Genomic DNA, 16,152 nt, shown 5'->3' with positions numbered 1-16,152 from the left:
CGGAGCAGCTCGCTCAACCGATAGGGAGCTTCGTCGTGCAGTCGATCTTGGTGAACGGACGCCCCTTGGAGTCGACGGACGTGCCGGCGGGACCGTAAGCACGACACCCGGTGTATCCCGCGTCGGTGCCCGACGGGGCCGGCGCCTCCGGGGTGGGCGGCGAGGCCGGAGGGGCGGGTTCGGCGCCCGAGCCCGACGTGCTCCCGGCACCGGGGCTCGCCGCACGGTCCGCCGCGGCACGGCGCTCCTGCTCGGCACGCGCCGCCTCCTTCTCAGCAGCGACCCGGGCGGCCTCTTGCTCCTCTGCGGCCACACGCTGCTCCTCCGCCGCCCTGGCGGCCTCCGCCGCCTCCGCGGCGAGCCTCTGCTCCTCGGCCGCCCGGGTCTCCTGCTGTCGCGCCTGGGCGGTGGTCACGCGGCCCAGGGCGTCGTCGCGCTGAGCGACAAGGCCGTGGCGGGTGGCGTCAGGAAGGCCCAGCGCGCGCGCGCCGTCGGACAGGAGGACCGCGTCCAGTGCGCCACCTGCGAGGGCGAGCGCCGCGAGCGTCTCACCGTAGGCGTCGAGGTCGTCGAGAGTCGCTCCGCTCGTGGGTGCCCCGGCGAGGGCCTGCGTGACCTGGCCGTCGAAGGCGGCGACCTGTGCCGGCACGGTGCAGGCGATGTCCGTCGCGTACAGGCCGACCCCGTTCGCCTCGGCATCGGCACGGGCGCGCTCGATCTCGTCGTAGAACCGGTCGTCGCCGTCGACCACCAGGGTCTCGGCGAACCCGGCACGGGCGATCTCGGCGTTGACAAGGTCCTCGTCGTGGAAGACCGCCGCGAGATCACGGTCGTACCTGTCCGTCCGGACGGCGTCGTGCGCGAGCTCGACCTCCGTGCCCACGGGCAGCCGGTCGGCCAAGAACCGCGCGGCCTCCGGGCCGAGACACTCGACGGGGTGGTTCGGGTCGACCGACTCCGGCGTGTCGATGTTGAGCAGACGGACGCGCCGCTCCTCGCCGTCGACCTGCACGTCGATCGTGTCCCCGTCGACCACCGCGGTCACCACGGCGGTCGTCGTGTCCTCGCACGCGGTCGTCAGGAGGGTCACGACGAGGGCGAGCGGAATGATCGTCGCGACAGGACGGGAGGCGGCTCGGCGCCCCCGGAAGATGGTGGTGGGCACCGCGGAGTCCTTCGTGCTGGAGCGCCCAGCCGACGGACGGGGCGCACCATCGTCCCACGGCGAGGCCGCGCGGCGAAGTGCCCGACTTGCGCCGCAAGCCCCGAGCAGGCACAGTTAGGAAACTTTCTTAAGACCACTCTAAGGACGGCGATGACCGATCCCTCCGCGTCGAGGATCCCCGGGACACCCGGGCTGCTGCGCACGATCAACGACCGCGCGGCGCTCGAGCTCCTCCTCGACGAGGGGCCGATGACGCGCTCGCAGATCGGCGACCGCACCGGCGTCTCGCGACCGACCGCCTCCCAGATCGTCGCACGGCTCGAGCAGTCGGGTCTCATCGAGCCGACCGGCGTCGTCCAGGGCTCGCGCGGCCCGCAGGCGGTGACCTACGCGGCGCGCACCGACGTCGTCGTCGGGCTCGCCCTGGACGTCCTGCCCTGCGGTGTCCGGGCCAGCGTCGTGGACGCCTTGGGGCACCCGCTCGGGGACACGGTCGTCCGGTCCGGTCCGGACCGGACAGCGGTCGACGACGTCCGTACCGCGTGGCAGGACGCGTGCGCGGCCGCAGGGGTCCCGCAGGACCGGGTCGCGTGCGCCGTCCTCGGGGTGCAGGCCGCCCCCGACCCGCGCAGCGGTGACCTCACCCTCGTCGGCGAGCTGCCCGGCTGGCCGCGTCGCGGGCTGCGCGCACACCTCGAGAACGCGCTCGGCGTCTCGTTCCGCATCGAGAACGACGTCAACCTCGCCGCCATCGCCGAGCGTGACGCCGGACGCGGGGACTCCACCTTCAGCCTCCTGTGGCTGGGCGAGGGCATCGGCCTGGGGTCGTGGGTCGACGGGATGGTCCACCGCGGGACGGCGGGCGGCGCCGGTGAGATCGGCTACCTGCCCGTGCCGGCCCACCACATCGACGACTCGGTCAACGCCCAGGACCTCGTCGGCGGGTTGCGGGTCGTCGAGATCGCCGCCCGCGCAGGGATCCCCGGCGTCGCCGAGGGCACTCCCTACGACACGGTGGTCGACGCTCTCGTCCGGCACGTCGGGACACCCGCGTCGGACGCGTTCGTCGCGGACCTCGCGCGGCGCGTGGCCGTGGTGCTGCAGCCGGTCGTCGCGATCCTCGAGCCCGACGCCGTGGTGCTTGGCGGCCCCACCGGCGTCGTGGGCGGCACGGCGCTCGCGGAGGAGACCGCCCGCCTGCTGCGCGCGACCGACCAGGCGACGGGCTCGATCGTCACGAGCGCCGTGCCCGAGCTCGCCGTCCTGCGGGGCGCGCGCTCCGTCGTCGCGCAGGACGTCCGAGCGCTCCTCCTCGCCGCAGCCGGCCGTCCCGGGCACGCACCGGCCGCCATGCCCACCGTCTCGGGGTAGTCCTCTTCCCTGCCCCGCCGGGTGACGGCCGACCGAACGTGGCACGGCCGGCCGTCACCCACCCCCGCGTCACCGGGACCGTGGACCTGACGTCGACGAGCTGTGCTACCTCGGGTACCGCAGCTCGAACCGCTCGCACACCACCGGCATGTCCTCGGGCACGTCCCGGCCGAGGACGCGGGCGAAGTAGCGCCGGTGCCCCTCGCGCCACGCCTCGAGCGACCCGTCGTCCTCCCCCTCCGCGAGCGCGAAGTCCGCGTCGACGTCACCGAACGGCACGACGTCGACCGCCGTCGCCCGGATCAGCGCGCGAGGGTGCCCCGCGCCGTCGAGCAGGATCGACAGCTCCCCCTTCTCGGGGACGGGCGTCTCGTCGTCGTACTCCCACAGCGACGACGAGGTCGACGTCTTGGCACCGGAGAGGACTGCCGCGAGCAGCGAGTCGGCGAGCTCCGGGTTGTCGCCGAACGACCAGGCCGCGGGCGGCATCGTCTCGGTCACCCCCGTACCGACCACGACGCCGATCTTGCCGAGCCCTGCGCTCGGTCGCGCGACCTCCCAGAAGGCGAGGATCTCCTGCGCCTGCTCGTCGGTCGCGCCGACGAGCTCGAGCGGCTCCGCCGCCTCCGGCCCGCCACTGTTCTCGCCGCCTGCCATCGGGTCCCCCATCGGTGCCGTCATGCCCTCATCCTGTCCCACGACGCGTCGAAGTGCCCGGTCTTCGCCCCTTCGTCCCGGTCGTGTCGCCCGGCACGCCGACGGGGTGGGAGACGCGCGCAGCACGCGTCACCCACCCCGAGAGGCGTGGCAGAAGCTCGGTCAGCAGCTCAGCGAGCAGCCGACCCGTCGGTGTAGTCCGCGTCCTGCTGCTTCCACGCGAAGAGCGCACGCAGGTCCTTGCCGACCTTCTCGATCGGGTGCTGGGCACCCTGCTCGCGCAGGCGGTGGAACTCCGGGGCGCCGGCGTCCTGGTCGTCGATGAACCGCTGCGCGAACGCGCCGGACTGGATGTCGGCGAGGACGGCCTGCATGTTCTCCTTGACGTGCGGGTCGATGACGCGCGGGCCGGAGACGTAGTCGCCGTACTCGGCGGTGTCGGAGACGGACCAGCGCTGCTTGGCGATGCCGCCCTCCCACATGAGGTCGACGATGAGCTTGAGCTCGTGCAGCACCTCGAAGTAGGCGATCTCGGGCTGGTAGCCCGCCTCGGTGAGGGTCTCGAAGCCGTACTGGACGAGCTGCGAGACACCGCCGCAGAGCACGGCCTGCTCGCCGAACAGGTCGGTCTCGGTCTCCTCCGTGAAGGTCGTCTTGATGACGCCCGCCCGCGTGCCGCCGATGGCCTTGGCGTAGGACAGCGCGGTCTCCCACGCGTGGCCCGAGGCGTCCTTCTCGACGGCGATGATGTCGGGGATGCCGCGGCCCGCGACGAACTCACGACGGACCGTGTGACCCGGTGCCTTCGGTGCGACGAGGACGACGTCGACGCCCTCGGGAGCCTCGATGTAGCCGAAGCGGATGTTGAAGCCGTGCGCGAACGCGAGCGTCTTGCCGGCGGCGAGGTTCGGCTTGATCTCGTCGTTGTAGATCGAGCGCTGGTGCTGGTCCGGCGCGAGGATCATGATCAGGTCGGCCCAGGTGGCGGCCTCGGCGACCGTCTTGACCTCGAAGCCCGCGTCGGTCGCCTTGGCGATGGACTTCGAGCCCTCCTTGAGCGCGATGACCACCTGGACGCCCGAGTCGCGCAGGTTCATCGCGTGCGCGTGCCCCTGGCTCCCGTAGCCGACGACCGCGACCTTCTTGCTCTGGATGATGGACAGGTCGGCGTCGTCGTCGTAGAACAGCTCAGCCACGGTGGATCTCCTGGTTCTTCGGTGCGGTGCAGGGGTCTGCAGGTCTGGTGCGAGGGTAGGTGATGGTCAGGCCGACCGGACGACGCGTTCCAGCGCTCGGTCGGTGATGGAGCGCGCGCCGCGCCCGACGGCGACGGTCCCCGACTTGACGATCTCGCGGACGCCGTACGGCTCGAGCGCTCCGAGCAGGGCGTCGAGCTTCTCGCCCGTCCCGGTGGCCTCGATCGTCACGGCGTCGGGGACGACGTCGACCACCTTGGCGCGGAACAGGTTGACGACCTCGAGGACGCCCGTGCGGTTCGCGCCGTCGGCCCGGACCTTGACGAGCAGGAGCTCGCGCTGCACGGACGCCGCGGCGTCGAGCTCGACGATCTTGATGACGTTGACCAGCTTGTTGAGCTGCTTGGTCACGTGCTCCAGGGGGCGCTCCTCGACGTCGACGACGACGGTGATGCGCGAGATCTCCTCGTGCTCCGTCGGCCCGACGGCGAGCGAGTGGATGTTGAACGCGCGGCGTGCGAACAGCCCCGCGACGCGCGTGAGCACGCCGGGCTTGTTCTCGACGAGCACGGAGAGGGTGTGGCGGGACATGGCGGTCAGTCCTCCAGTGACAGGGGTCGGATCGAGGCTGCATTCCGCTGCAGCCGAGTGCCTTGCTTCGCTGCGGCCCTCAACTTCCGCTGCATATCGCTCAGTCCTCCCGATCCCACGCGGGCGAGATGCCACGCGCGTACTGGATGTCGTCGTTGCTCACGCCGGCGGCGACCATCGGCCACACCATCGCGTCGCGCGAGACGTTGAAGTCGATGACGACGGGGCGGTCGTCGATCTCCATGGCCCGCTTGATCGCGGTGTCGACGTCGCCCGCCGACTCCACGCGGATGCCCTCGCAGCCGTAGGCGTCGGCGAGCTTGACGAAGTCGGGCACGCGCGCGGTCCCGTGCCCGGTGTGCAGGTCGGTGTTGGAGTAGCGCTTGTCGTAGAACAGGGTCTGCCACTGGCGCACCATGCCGAGCGAGCTGTTGTTGATCAGCGCGACCTTGATGGGGATGTCGTTGATCGTGCAGGTGGCGAGCTCCTGGTTGGTCATCTGGAAGCAGCCGTCGCCGTCGATCGCCCACACGGTCGCGTCGGGACGTCCGACCTTGGCCCCCATGGCCGCGGGGATCGAGAAGCCCATCGTCCCGAGACCGCCGGAGTTGAGCCACGTGCGCGGGTGCTCGTAGCGGATGAACTGCGCGGCCCACATCTGGTGCTGTCCCACACCGGCGACGTACAGGGCGTCGGGCCCGGCGATCTCGCCCAGCCGGGAGATGACGTGCTGCGGCGAGAGGTGGCCGTCGTCGGGCTCGGTGTACCCGAGCGGATAGGTCTCGCGCCAGTCGTCGATCTGGTGCCACCAGGCCCCGAGGTCGGGCTTGCCCTGGGCCGCGTGCTCGCGCTCGAGCTCCGGGACGAGGTCGGCGAGGACCTCCTTGAGGTCGCCCACGATCGGGACGTCCACGTCCCGGTTCTTGCCGATCTCGGCGGGGTCGATGTCGGCGTGCACGATCGCGGCGTGCGGGGCGAAGCTCGACAGCTTGCCGGTCACGCGGTCGTCGAAGCGCGCGCCGAGAGCGACGATCAGATCGGCCTTCTGCAGCGCAGCCACGGCGGGGACGGTGCCGTGCATGCCGGGCATGCCGAGGTTCTGCGGGTGGGTGTCGGGCACCGCGCCGCGCGCCATCAGCGTCGTGACGACGGCGGCGCCGGAGAGGTCGACCAGGCGGCGCAGCTCGGAGGTCGCGTCCGCCCGGACCGTCCCGCCCCCCACGTAGAGCACGGGGCGCCGTGCGGACACGAGCAGGCGCGCGGCCTCCTTGATCTGCTTGCTGTGCGGCTTGGTGACCGGGTGGTAGCCGGGCAGGTGCACGTCCTGCGGCCACGAGAACGTCGTCCGTGACTGCATCGCGGACTTCGCGATGTCGACGAGCACCGGGCCGGGACGTCCCGTCGAGGCGATGTGGAACGCCTCGGCGATGGTCCGCGGGATCTCGTCGGGGTCGGTGACGAGGAAGTTGTGCTTCGTGATCGGCAGGGTGATGCCGACGATGTCTGCCTCCTGGAAGGCGTCGGTGCCGATCGCACCGGCCGCGACCTGACCCGTGATCGCGACGAGCGGGATCGAGTCCATGTTCGCGTCGGCGATGGGCGTCACGAGGTTCGTCGCGCCGGGGCCCGACGTCGCCATGGTGACGCCGACCCTGCCGGTCGCGTGCGCGTAGCCCTGCGCCGCGTGCCCGCCGCCCTGCTCGTGACGCACGAGGATGTGGCGCAGGCGCTTGCTGTCCATGAGCGGGTCGTACGTCGGGAGGATCGCACCGCCGGGGATGCCGAAGACGACCTCCGCACCGGCCTCCTCGAGCGAGCGGACGATCGACTGCGCGCCGGTCATCTCCTCGCCGGGCGCCGTCGGCTGGGCGGGCCGGACCTGCGCGCGGCGGGTGTCGCCGCGCGGGGCGACCGTCGCCGGCGACGGGGCGGGCTTCGGCGTCGCGGCGGGTGCCGCGGCCCCCGGTCGCGGGGGTGCCGGGGTAGGACCCTGGGCCATGGTGTCTCCTGCGTGTCGTGGTCTCGGTCCGGCGGGCACCCCGTGCGGGGTGCGCCGCCGGTACCGGAGCGGACCGTGGTGGTGCGGTCGTGCTGGTCGCGCGGACGTCTGCCGGTGGTCGCGGGTCTCGCGGTGCGGCAGTCGCGGTGGCCGTGGTGGGCCGGTCGCGCCGTGCTTCTCGGATGCAGTTCTGCTGCTGTGCTGGTTCGTGGCAACAAAAAACCCCTCGAACCCGGGATGCCGGGCTGGACGAGGGGTGAGCGCGCTGACGAAGCCTGGTGGCGTGGCCTCAGCCGGCGCGCTCAGGAAGTACTACGAGGAGAATCGTCTGCACGTCATGGGACTGTACGCGCATGTTTCGGGGATGTCACGTACCGAGGCGCCCGTCTCACGGGATGGGACGAGGTCCCGTGCAGCGCTCCTGCGCCGTGCCGGCCCGGTGCTCCGACGTGCGACCCGGCCCTCGAGGCCGGGCCGCACGTCGGAGCGGGTCTCAGGACACGTCGCGGCGGCGGAACACCGCGGCGGCGAGCACGGCCAGGACGACCGTGGCCACGCCGACGACGAGTCCGCCCTGCGTCATGGACACGACCCGTTCGGCCCCCTCGCACAGGGTCCCGGTCGCGTCGGTCTCGCACGTCATGACCCAGTAGCTCGTACCGCCCTGGACCCACGCGAGGAGGTTCGTGGGGAGCGACCAGCGCTGGAGCTCGTCGAGGGCGGCGACCGCGATCCTCTCGAGCACGAGCCACCCGACGACGACCCCGAGGGCGGCGGCGGCGTGCCGGACGAGCGTCCCCAGGGCGACACCGATCGCCGCGAGCGCCGCTGTCGCCACCACGGCGCGAGCGGCCAGGCCCGCGAGGTCCACCCAGGTCTGCGCGGTCACCGTCCCGAGCTGGTCGTTCGCCGCGTACGCCCCCCACGCCCCGCCGACCATGACGAGCGCTGCGACCGCAGCGAGAGGAACCACCCCGGCTCCGGCGGCCACGAGCTTCGACCAGTACACGCGACGACGACGGGGCTCGAACGTGAGCCAGAGCCCGATCGCTCCGGTCGAGAGCTCGGCCGTGACGAAGGTGATGCCGATGACGAGACCGGCGAGCGCGAGGAACGGGAGCTGCGTCGTGAGCGTCTGCACGCCCGTCGGCGGCCACGTCTCCGCCTCGCCCACGAACGTCGGCACCGGCGTGAGGAAGTGCTCGAGCCGGGGCTCCCCGTCCTCGCACCCGAAGTCGATCGCTGGATCCGTCTCGCGAGCCCGCTCCTCGTCCTCCTCGCACTGCGCCAGCCCCTCGTCCTCCCACCACTCCTGCTGCTGCGCGAAGACCGTCTCGGCCGCGGCGACCTCCGCGGGCGGGGTCGGCCGGCTCCCGAGGAACGCGACGAGCACGGTGAGGAGAGCGACGGCGACGGTCGCGGCGGACAGCCAGCGGATCGCCGACCGCGCGCGGTACCGACGCAGCTCGGCGTGGACGAGCCGGTTCACGCGGCCACCTCCTCGGCGTGGGCGCCGCGGCGCGGTCGTGCGCGGTCGGCGGCCTCGGCCTGGGCCGTGAGGTCGAGGAAGACGGACTCGAGGTCCGCCTGGACCGGCACGAGCTCCGTCACCCACAGGTCGTGCGCGCCCAGAGTGCGCGTGATGTCGGCGGCGTCCGTGACGCCGTCGGCCAGCAGGTGCCTGCCCTCCTCCCGGACGGTGATGCCGGCCGCGCGCAGGAGCGCCGCGGCACGGGTCGGGTCCGCGACGCCGACGCGCACGGAGGCGCCGCCGGCCCCGATGAGCTCGTCCACGCGTCCGCTCGCGACGAGACGGCCGCGCGCGATGATCGAGACGGTGTCGGCGACCTGCTCCACCTCGGCGAGGATGTGGCTGCTCACGAGGACCGTCTTGCCGCGGGCCGCGAGGCCGCGCATGGTGTCGCGGATCTCGCGGATCCCGGCCGGGTCGAGCCCGTTCGTCGGCTCGTCGAAGATGAGGAGGTCGGGGTCCTTGAGGAGCGTCGCGGCGATCGCGAGCCGCTGCTTCATGCCGAGCGAGTACCCGCGGTAGCGGTCGCGGGCCCGCTCGGCGAGGCCGACCTCCTCCAGCACCTCGCCGACGCGCCCACCGGGGGCGCCGATCGCCGCCGCGAGCAGGTCGAGGTTCCGGCGGGCGGTGAACGCGGGGAAGAACTTCGGGGACTCGACGATCGCGCCGACGCGCCCGACGACGTCGGGCAGGTGTCGCGGTACCTCCTGGCCGAAGATGCGCGCCGAGCCCGAGTCGGCGCGGACGAGGCCGAGGAGCATCCGGATCGTCGTGGTCTTGCCCGACCCGTTCGGCCCGAGGAAGCCGTGCACGCCGCCCACGGGGACCACCAGGTCGAGCCCCTCGACGCCGACCGCTCTCCCCCGCCGGCTCCGGTACGTCTTGCGCAGTCCCCGCGTCTCGATCGCGGGCACCTCCGCCGTGCTGTGCACCCGTGCGCTCCCCTCTGCGACCGACGTCGCGGCCCCGACGCCCGGCGTCGTCGCCGGCTGCGAGGAGCCTAGGGCATGCTTGGTGCTCAGCGGAACAAGATCCTACGCAGACATGACCGCCCCCCTACCTGCGAGGGAGGGTCGAGCGCCGACGCAGGACCACGCCCTCCCACGGCCTCAGGTGCCCGACGTCGCCGGCCCGGGCCGCGTCGTCGGGCACGTGGTGGGTGGCCATCAGGACGGTCGAGCCAGCCCACCCGTCGACGACCGCCGACGGCACGTCCTGCGGCGCCCCGCCGACGTTGACCAGGACCAGGAGCTCGTCACGCACCCACGCCGCGTCGGGACCAGCGCCGTCCGACGGCGCGTCGAGCGCACGCGTGAACGCGTAGACCGCTTCGTGCTCCGGGAGCAGCATGCGGAAGTCGCCGAGCGCGACGACCGGCACGTCGTGGCGCAGCGCGTGGAGGCGGCGGTAGAAGTGGAGGACGGAGCTGTCGTCGGCCCACGCCGCCTCGGCGTTGACCTCGACATGGTTCGGGTTGACCTCGAGCCAGGGTGTGCCCGTCGTGAAGCCGGCGTGCTCGCTCGCGTCCCACTGGACGGGCGTACGGGCGTTGTCGCGGCCCATGGCGGCGAGGGCGGCGAGCATCTGCTCGGGGGTCGCGACGCCGTGCTCGACCATCTCGCGGTAGTGGCCGAGCGACTCCACGTCCTGGTACTGCTCGATGCGCGTGAAGTGCGCGTTCGTCATCCCGAGCTCCTCGCCCTGGTAGACGTACGGCGTGCCGCGGTGCAGGTGCAGCAGCAGGGCGAGGGCCTTGGCCGAGGCGACGCGGTGCTCGGGCGAGTCGTCACCGAACCGGGAGACGACGCGCGGCTGGTCGTGGTTGTCCCAGTACAGCGAGTTCCAGCCCGCCTCGGCGAGGCCCGCCTGCCACCGGCCGAACGTCGCCTTGAGGTCGGTCAGACGCATCGGCACCGGGTCCCACTTCGAGGTGCCGTGGTCGACGCCCATGTGCTCGAACTGGAACACCATGTCGACCTCGCGCCGCGCCGGGTCCGTGTAGCGGCGCCCGTGGTCGACCGTCACGCCCGGCGTCTCCCCCACCGTGAGGATCTCCCGTCCTGCCGCCCGGTACGGCGCGAAGACCTCCCGGTGCATCTCCGCGAGGTACTCGTGCACGCGCGGGCCGTCGGTGTAGTGCGGGCTGCCGTCGCCCAGCACGCCGTAGTGCACCTCGCCGTCCGGCAGCGACCCGTCGGGGCCGACCACCTTGGAGATCAGGTTGATGACGTCCATGCGGAAGCCGTCGACCCCGCGGTCGAGCCACCACCGCATCATCGCGTGGACCGCGCGCCGCACCTCGGGGTTCTCCCAGCCGAGGTCCGGCTGCTTGGTGTCGAAGAGGTGCAGGTAGTACTCGCCGCTCGCCTCGTCGAACGCCCAGGCGCTGCCGCCGAAGAACGAACGCCAGTTCGTGGGCTCGGCGCCCGGCGTCCCGGGCTCCATGCCGGGTCGCGCGGGGCGCCACCAGTACCACTCGCGCGTCGAGGAGCCCGTGCTCGCCCTGCTCTCCCGGAACCACGGGTGCTCGTCGCTCGTGTGGTTGACGACCAGATCCATGACGAGCTTCATGCCGCGCTGGTGCAGGCCCTCGATCAGCGCGTCGAGGTCGGCGAGCGAGCCGAACAGCGGGTCGACGTCCTGGTAGTCGCTGATGTCGTACCCGTTGTCCGCCTGCGGCGACCGGTACACCGGCGAGAGCCACACGACGTCGACGCCGAGCCGCTCGAGATGATCGAGACGCCGCAGGACGCCGGGAAGGTCCCCGATCCCGTCGCCGTCGGAGTCCTGGAACGAGCGCGGGTACACCTGGTAGACGACGGCGCGCGTCCACCACGGGGCGTCGCCCGGGGAGTCCGTGCCAGGCCAGCCGCCACGAGGCGCGTCGGGAGCGGTGTCAACGGCCGGGTTCGGGTGCGTCATGCGTCGGTGGTCCTCTCGCGTCAGACGGTGGGACCTCCACCCTGCCCGACGCCGCCGGCCTCGGCGACGCGACGGCGCGCGAGCCGCTCGCGCGCGGTGGCGCGAACGCGCCGGGTCCGCCCGTGCTCGGCGAGGACGGCCAGCGCTGCTGGGCCGTCGGCCTCTGCGACGACGCGTCGCTGAACCCAGTCCGACCACCGGTCGACGTCCTCCGCCGTCGGCGTCGCCCCTGTGCGGACGCCGCGCAGGACGGCGATCTCGGAGGCCCGGTGCTCCACCCGCCGTCGCTCCGTGGCAGGTGAGGCGGCGATCCACCGCGCCGGGTCCTCGGCTTCGTGCTCGAGCATGGCGAAGGCGACACCGACCGCGACCGCGGCATCGGGTTCGGCGTGCACAGCTCGGCAGAGCGTCGAGAAGAGCTCGGGGGCCCTCACGGCCCGCTGGTAGACGGCCCACCGCCAGTGCTCGTCGGTAGCGTCCCCCGTCATCGCCAGCGACAGGGCGAGGCTCTCGATCCACTCGCCGCCGCCGTGGGCGAGCGGTTCGTCGGGTCGGTCACCGTCGCGAGAGATCGAGCCCCGCGTCACGACACCCCGTCCCAGGCGGGCCGGCTCGACGAGCGCGCGCACGCCCGCGGCACGAGGACGGCACGCGCGGCGGCGACGCGACGGTCCGGGTCCATCAGGACGTCGACGTCGTCCACCCACTGCTCGACGGACCCGACGCCGAGCGGGAGAGCCCGCACCTCGGGGTCGACGACGGACGCCGTCATCGCTTCCGGCACCGGACCGATACCTCGGTACGGCCGACCCCAGAACGGGCCGAGCGCGCTCTCGGCGACAGGAAGCCCCACCTCGGCCTGGAGCGCGTGGAGACCTTCCACCGCACGGCAGATCGCCGCCTCGCGAGCCCGCCAGTCCTCGGCCGCGAGCGCCGCGTGCAGCGCGGGAGCGAGCGCACCTGCCCGCGGCAGCTGCGCGAAGAGCGTGCCGAACCACTTGGCGTAGGGCGGCCAGCGGCGTTCGAGGAGGAAGCCCAGGTGCATCGCGACCCGCACCAGTCGCGCGGCGACGACACGGGAGCCGAGGTCGTCGCCGCGGTCGCCGGTGCGCCCGACGAACGGCAGCTCCTGCCCGAGGCGCACCCAGTCGGTCGCGACGACGTACCGCCACAGGTCCTCCGGGTAGCGTGCGAGGCGCTCGCGCGCAGCGGTGAGGCGGCCGTCGGTGTCCGTGAACACGGGACCGGCCGTCACCTCGAGGACCGCCTGACCGGTGAGCGCGAGCCAGTCCGCCACGCTCATCGGCCGCGTCGCGTCCACCCCGAGGCGGGACGTCACGAACGCGCCCGGAGCGGCGACCTCGACCTGGTGCGGGCCGTGCGGCGCCCACGTCGTCGCGAAGCGCGTCGGCAGCCCGGCGAACGTGGCCGGGAGCTCGGCGTCGAGCAGCGCGTCCACGGCCTCGACCATCGGCTCGTCGACGAGGAGCGTGAGGCGCAGCCCCCAGTCGTGGTCGCGGGACGTCGGGTCGTCGAGGCCGAGCACGTCCGACCCGCTGCCCAGTCGCGCCGTCGCGTACGGCAGACCGGGCCACCGCCCGCGCACGAGCGGTGCGACGACCTGCTCGTCGTAGCGGCGCGCGAGGTCTGCCCCGGTGTCCACCCGGTCATCCTGCCGGGACGCGCGCCGTGGCGCGACGACATTCCGGTGAGGAGTCGGCCACCGGCCCCGCGCAGCCGCACCGCCGGCGAGGACTCAGTCCCGAGACTGCCAGGTGCACACGCACGCCTCGTTGCCCTCCGCGTCCGCGAGGACCCAGAACGACGGCGCGCGGTCGTCCGACACCAGGTGCCCGCCCGCGGCGATCGCCGCCGTGACGCGCGCCTCCGCGACGTCGTGCGGGACGGTGACGTCCACGTGGATGCGGTTGCGCTGCGGTCGCGGCGCGTCCATCTGCTGGAACCAGAAGGCCGGCGCGTGCGTCGTCGGGTCCGTGAGCGCCGGCGCGGCCGAGGTGTCGGACGCGTCCTCGTCGTACCCCAGGACCGCGCGCCAGAACGGCTGGACCGACGGACCGACGAGGGCGTCGATCGCGATCTCGAGCTCCTGGACGGCCGCCGGGGCGGCGCGGAGGTCGAGCTCGCGGGCGGCGTCGGAGATGCGGCGCGCGAGCTCGACGTCGCGGCGGCTCAGCCCGCCGACGTCGTGCGACGTGAGCCGGACGGTGACCGTTCCATAGCGCAGGTCCACGTCCGGGTGGTGGTCCGCCGCCTCGGCGAGCTCGCCGATCGCGTCGACGAGCTCGACGCCCGCGGTGAACGAGCCCGTGCGGAACAGCGTCTGCGCCGTGGCCAGCAGGACCCGCCAGTCCTCCACGCCGTCGCTGTCGTGGAACTCTCGCGCGGTGATGCGGTCGCCCGTCGCGTCGGTCATCTCGGAGCCTCCCGGTACGTCGATCGTCCCTGGCCGTCCAGTCCAGCCTCACGGTAGCGAGACCTGCCCGGGCACGCCCGCCCGAGCCGTCCTATGCTGGCGCCCGTCGCCGCCCCACGAGCGCGGTGACCTGCCGGCGTCGTGCGCGCTGGGGCGACAGCGCATCACGAGGCACGACGTCGGACCGGAGGACACACCGTGGGCAGCACGCTGGACGACCTCCCTCGGGTGGACGACCTGCCCGGACTCGCGCGCGCCACGTTCGCCGAGCGGTCCCCGTCCTCGGGGGCGTCCGCCGAGCCGGCGGTCTGGTGGGGCACGGTCGAGCGGTGCGCCCCCTGGGCGGCGCCGCTCGGTGCCCGCGTCCTCGACGCGGACGAGCGGGACCGGGCGGACCGGTACGTGGACGACGTCGACCGTGCGACCTACGTGGTCTCGCACGTGGTCCTGCGCCTGCTGCTCGCGCGCGAGCTGTCGTCGACACCCGAGGAGCTGGCGCCACGACCGTCGCCGTGCCCGTCGTGCGGCGGTCCGCACGGCAAGCCCGTGCTCGACGGCGGCCCCGAGTTCTCCCTCGCGCACACGCGCGGCGCGTTCGCCGTCGCGATCGGCCCCACACCCCTCGGCGTCGACGTCGAGGGCACGCCCGACGACCGCGTGGTGCGCAGCATCTCCAGCTCCCTCCACCCCCGGGAGCGGACGGAGATCGCCGCGCACGGCCCGACGGCGCGGGGCTCGGCCTTCGCCCGGGCGTGGACGCGCAAGGAGTCGTTCCTCAAGGCGCTCGGGACCGGGCTCTCGCGCGACCTCTCGCTGGACGACGTCGGAGCGGGAGACACCCCACGCTCCCCCGCCCCGGGCTGGCACGTCGCGGACGTGCGGCTCGAGGCACCGTTCACGGGCGCCGTCGTGTGGTGCGACCCGGACGCCCCGCGCGTCCCGGCCGACGACGCGCACCGCTGACGACCACGGTCCGGCCTACTGCTCGTCACGGCCGAGGGAGACCGCGACGTCGACCTCGTTGCCCTCGGGGTCGGCGAGCGTCCACCAGTGCGGTGACCGGTCGCGCACGAGCCGTCCGCCCGCCGCGAGCGCCGCGTCGACACGAGCCTGCGCCTGGTCGTGCGCGACGAAGACGTCCACGTGGATCCGGTTCCGCTGCTCGCGGGGAGCGTCGAGCTGCTGGAGGAAGATCGACGGACCCCGCAGGAGAGGGTCGTACAGGTCGGTCTCCTCACGCGTGGCGTACGCGAGGACGGCGGCCCAGAAGTCCTGCACGGCGGGGATGTCGAGGGCGTCGAACGCGAGCTGGACGTCGCGCACGGTCGCCGGGTCCGCGGTCAGCCCGAGCTCGCGCGCCGCGGACTGGACCTTCTGGGCGAGCGCGAGGTCGGCGCGGGCGACCCACCCTTCGTCGGGCGGGCCGAGGCGCACGGTGACCCCGCCCGGCCGCAGGTCGACGTAGGCGTTCAGACCGGCGTCGTCGGCCAGTGCACCCGTCCGGCCGACGAGCTCGACGAGGTCCGACCAGGGACCCCTCCAGTAGGCGCTGACGCCCTGGAGGAAACGCCAGTCCTCGACGCCGGGCGCGGAGAGGAACGCGTCCGGCGTGAGCCACGGCTCCGGGAGCTCGAACGGGAACGTGTCCCAACCCTCCAGGTCGACCTCGTTGCCCTCTGGGTCGGCGAGCGTCCACCACTGGGGTGCGAACGCGTCGTTCGCCACGCGACCGCCGGCCTCCAGCACCGCGGCCTGACGCTGCGGGCGCACCTCCCGCGGGACGAAGACGTCCAGGTGCACGCGGTTGCGCAACGGCCGCGGCGTGTCCATCTCCTGGAACCACACGAACGGCCAGCGCCAGTGCGGGTCGACGACGTCCTCGTCGCCGGCGAGCTCGTGTCCCAGCGCGGTCGACCAGAATCGTCGCGCCGCGCCGACGTCCTGCGTGTCGATCGTCAGGTCGACCTCCTGGGCCGCGGACGGGTCGGGGGCGAGCCCGAGCCCGCGCGCCGCGTCGGACACCCGGCGAGCGAGCACCAGGTCGGCCTCGGTGAGCGCCCACACACCGTGCGTGATGACGCGGACCACGACGGCGCGCGGGCGCAGGTCGACGTCCGGGTGGTGCCTCGCCGCCTCCGCGAGCGCACCGACGCGCTCGACGAGGGCCGCGCCGTCGCGCAGGGACCGCGTCCGGAACGTGGCGGACGCGCCGCGGGCGAGCGTGCGCCAGTCCTGTGCGCCCTCCGACTCCTGGAACGACCGGGTGGTGACGACCTCGTCCATGAC

General features: G+C 73.2%; 14 protein-coding genes. 2 read left to right on the top strand and 12 right to left on the bottom strand.

Annotated elements, in window-relative coordinates; all coding sequences use genetic code 11:
- Window positions 1-13: 13 nt before the first annotated feature.
- On the bottom strand, window positions 14-1,165 hold the full coding sequence (locus ACZCLJ_RS00205) for a thermonuclease family protein (protein WP_463105057.1): 1,152 nt from the start codon (window positions 1,163-1,165) through the stop codon (window positions 14-16).
- Between the two features lie 150 nt (window positions 1,166-1,315).
- Here ACZCLJ_RS00205 and ACZCLJ_RS00200 point away from each other — a divergent pair, with 150 nt between their 5' ends.
- A complete protein-coding gene (locus ACZCLJ_RS00200) occupies window positions 1,316-2,536 on the top strand; it encodes an ROK family transcriptional regulator (protein WP_463105056.1) in 1,221 nt (406 codons plus the stop codon).
- Window positions 2,537-2,641: 105 nt separating this feature from the next.
- Here the strand turns inward: ACZCLJ_RS00200 and ACZCLJ_RS00195 are convergent, their stop codons facing one another.
- The 10 genes from ACZCLJ_RS00195 to ACZCLJ_RS00150 all read right to left on the bottom strand — a co-directional run bounded on the left by ACZCLJ_RS00195 (window position 2,642) and on the right by ACZCLJ_RS00150 (window position 13,866).
- Complete coding sequence (locus tag ACZCLJ_RS00195; RefSeq protein WP_463105055.1) at window positions 2,642-3,217, bottom strand: ASCH domain-containing protein; 576 nt, start codon at window positions 3,215-3,217, stop codon at window positions 2,642-2,644.
- 146 nt (window positions 3,218-3,363) lie between these two features.
- Window positions 3,364-4,389, bottom strand: a complete 1,026-nt coding sequence (gene ilvC / locus ACZCLJ_RS00190; RefSeq protein WP_463105054.1) for a ketol-acid reductoisomerase — start codon at window positions 4,387-4,389, stop codon at window positions 3,364-3,366.
- A gap of 66 nt (window positions 4,390-4,455) precedes the next feature.
- On the bottom strand, window positions 4,456-4,980 hold the full coding sequence (gene ilvN / locus ACZCLJ_RS00185) for an acetolactate synthase small subunit (RefSeq protein ID WP_251151781.1): 525 nt from the start codon (window positions 4,978-4,980) through the stop codon (window positions 4,456-4,458).
- Window positions 4,981-5,080: 100 nt separating this feature from the next.
- Complete coding sequence (locus tag ACZCLJ_RS00180; RefSeq protein WP_463105053.1) at window positions 5,081-6,979, bottom strand: acetolactate synthase large subunit; 1,899 nt, start codon at window positions 6,977-6,979, stop codon at window positions 5,081-5,083.
- A 493-nt stretch (window positions 6,980-7,472) separates the two neighbouring features.
- Complete coding sequence (locus tag ACZCLJ_RS00175; RefSeq protein WP_251151783.1) at window positions 7,473-8,468, bottom strand: ABC transporter permease subunit; 996 nt, start codon at window positions 8,466-8,468, stop codon at window positions 7,473-7,475.
- Window positions 8,465-9,442 (bottom strand): ABC transporter ATP-binding protein, encoded by a 978-nt coding sequence (locus ACZCLJ_RS00170; protein WP_463105052.1) that lies wholly within the window; start codon window positions 9,440-9,442, stop codon window positions 8,465-8,467. Before ACZCLJ_RS00170 ends, ACZCLJ_RS00175 begins: the two co-directional genes overlap by 4 nt.
- A 124-nt stretch (window positions 9,443-9,566) precedes the next feature.
- Entirely contained in the window at window positions 9,567-11,432 is a 1,866-nt protein-coding gene (locus tag ACZCLJ_RS00165; protein WP_463105051.1) for an alpha-glucosidase, read from the bottom strand.
- A 20-nt stretch (window positions 11,433-11,452) separates the two neighbouring features.
- Window positions 11,453-12,019, bottom strand: coding sequence for a hypothetical protein (locus ACZCLJ_RS00160; protein WP_463105050.1), 567 nt, complete (start codon window positions 12,017-12,019; stop codon window positions 11,453-11,455).
- Window positions 12,016-13,095, bottom strand: coding sequence for a DUF4037 domain-containing protein (locus ACZCLJ_RS00155; RefSeq protein WP_463105049.1), 1,080 nt, complete (start codon window positions 13,093-13,095; stop codon window positions 12,016-12,018). Before ACZCLJ_RS00155 ends, ACZCLJ_RS00160 begins: the two co-directional genes overlap by 4 nt.
- Window positions 13,096-13,188: 93 nt before the next feature.
- Entirely contained in the window at window positions 13,189-13,866 is a 678-nt protein-coding gene (locus ACZCLJ_RS00150; RefSeq protein ID WP_251151787.1) for a VOC family protein, read from the bottom strand.
- A 198-nt stretch (window positions 13,867-14,064) separates the two neighbouring features.
- On the opposite strand from ACZCLJ_RS00150, the gene ACZCLJ_RS00145 reads away from it, so the two are divergent.
- Window positions 14,065-14,829, top strand: a complete 765-nt coding sequence (locus ACZCLJ_RS00145) for a 4'-phosphopantetheinyl transferase family protein (RefSeq protein ID WP_463105048.1) — start codon at window positions 14,065-14,067, stop codon at window positions 14,827-14,829.
- Window positions 14,830-14,844: 15 nt separating this feature from the next.
- Here the strand turns inward: ACZCLJ_RS00145 and ACZCLJ_RS00140 are convergent, their stop codons facing one another.
- Window positions 14,845-16,149, bottom strand: coding sequence for a VOC family protein (locus ACZCLJ_RS00140; protein WP_463105047.1), 1,305 nt, complete (start codon window positions 16,147-16,149; stop codon window positions 14,845-14,847).
- Window positions 16,150-16,152 lie beyond the last annotated feature (3 nt).

This window comes from Cellulosimicrobium sp. So1_17, assembly GCF_055181235.1.
This window is presented reverse-complemented; position numbering and strand designations above follow the sequence as displayed.

Excerpts from the sequence above, each read along its gene's own strand:
- ACZCLJ_RS00140 (WP_463105047.1), bottom strand. The coding sequence starts at position 16,149 with ATGGACGAGGTCGTCACCACCCGGTCGTTCCAGGAGTCGGAGGGCGCA.
- ACZCLJ_RS00200 (WP_463105056.1), top strand. The coding sequence starts at position 1,316 with ATGACCGATCCCTCCGCGTCGAGGATCCCCGGGACACCCGGGCTGCTG.
- ACZCLJ_RS00150 (WP_251151787.1), bottom strand. The coding sequence starts at position 13,866 with ATGACCGACGCGACGGGCGACCGCATCACCGCGCGAGAGTTCCACGAC.
- ACZCLJ_RS00195 (WP_463105055.1), bottom strand. The coding sequence starts at position 3,217 with ATGACGGCACCGATGGGGGACCCGATGGCAGGCGGCGAGAACAGTGGC.
- ACZCLJ_RS00180 (WP_463105053.1), bottom strand. The coding sequence starts at position 6,979 with ATGGCCCAGGGTCCTACCCCGGCACCCCCGCGACCGGGGGCCGCGGCA.
- ACZCLJ_RS00165 (WP_463105051.1), bottom strand. The coding sequence starts at position 11,432 with ATGACGCACCCGAACCCGGCCGTTGACACCGCTCCCGACGCGCCTCGT.
- ilvN (WP_251151781.1), bottom strand. The coding sequence starts at position 4,980 with ATGTCCCGCCACACCCTCTCCGTGCTCGTCGAGAACAAGCCCGGCGTG.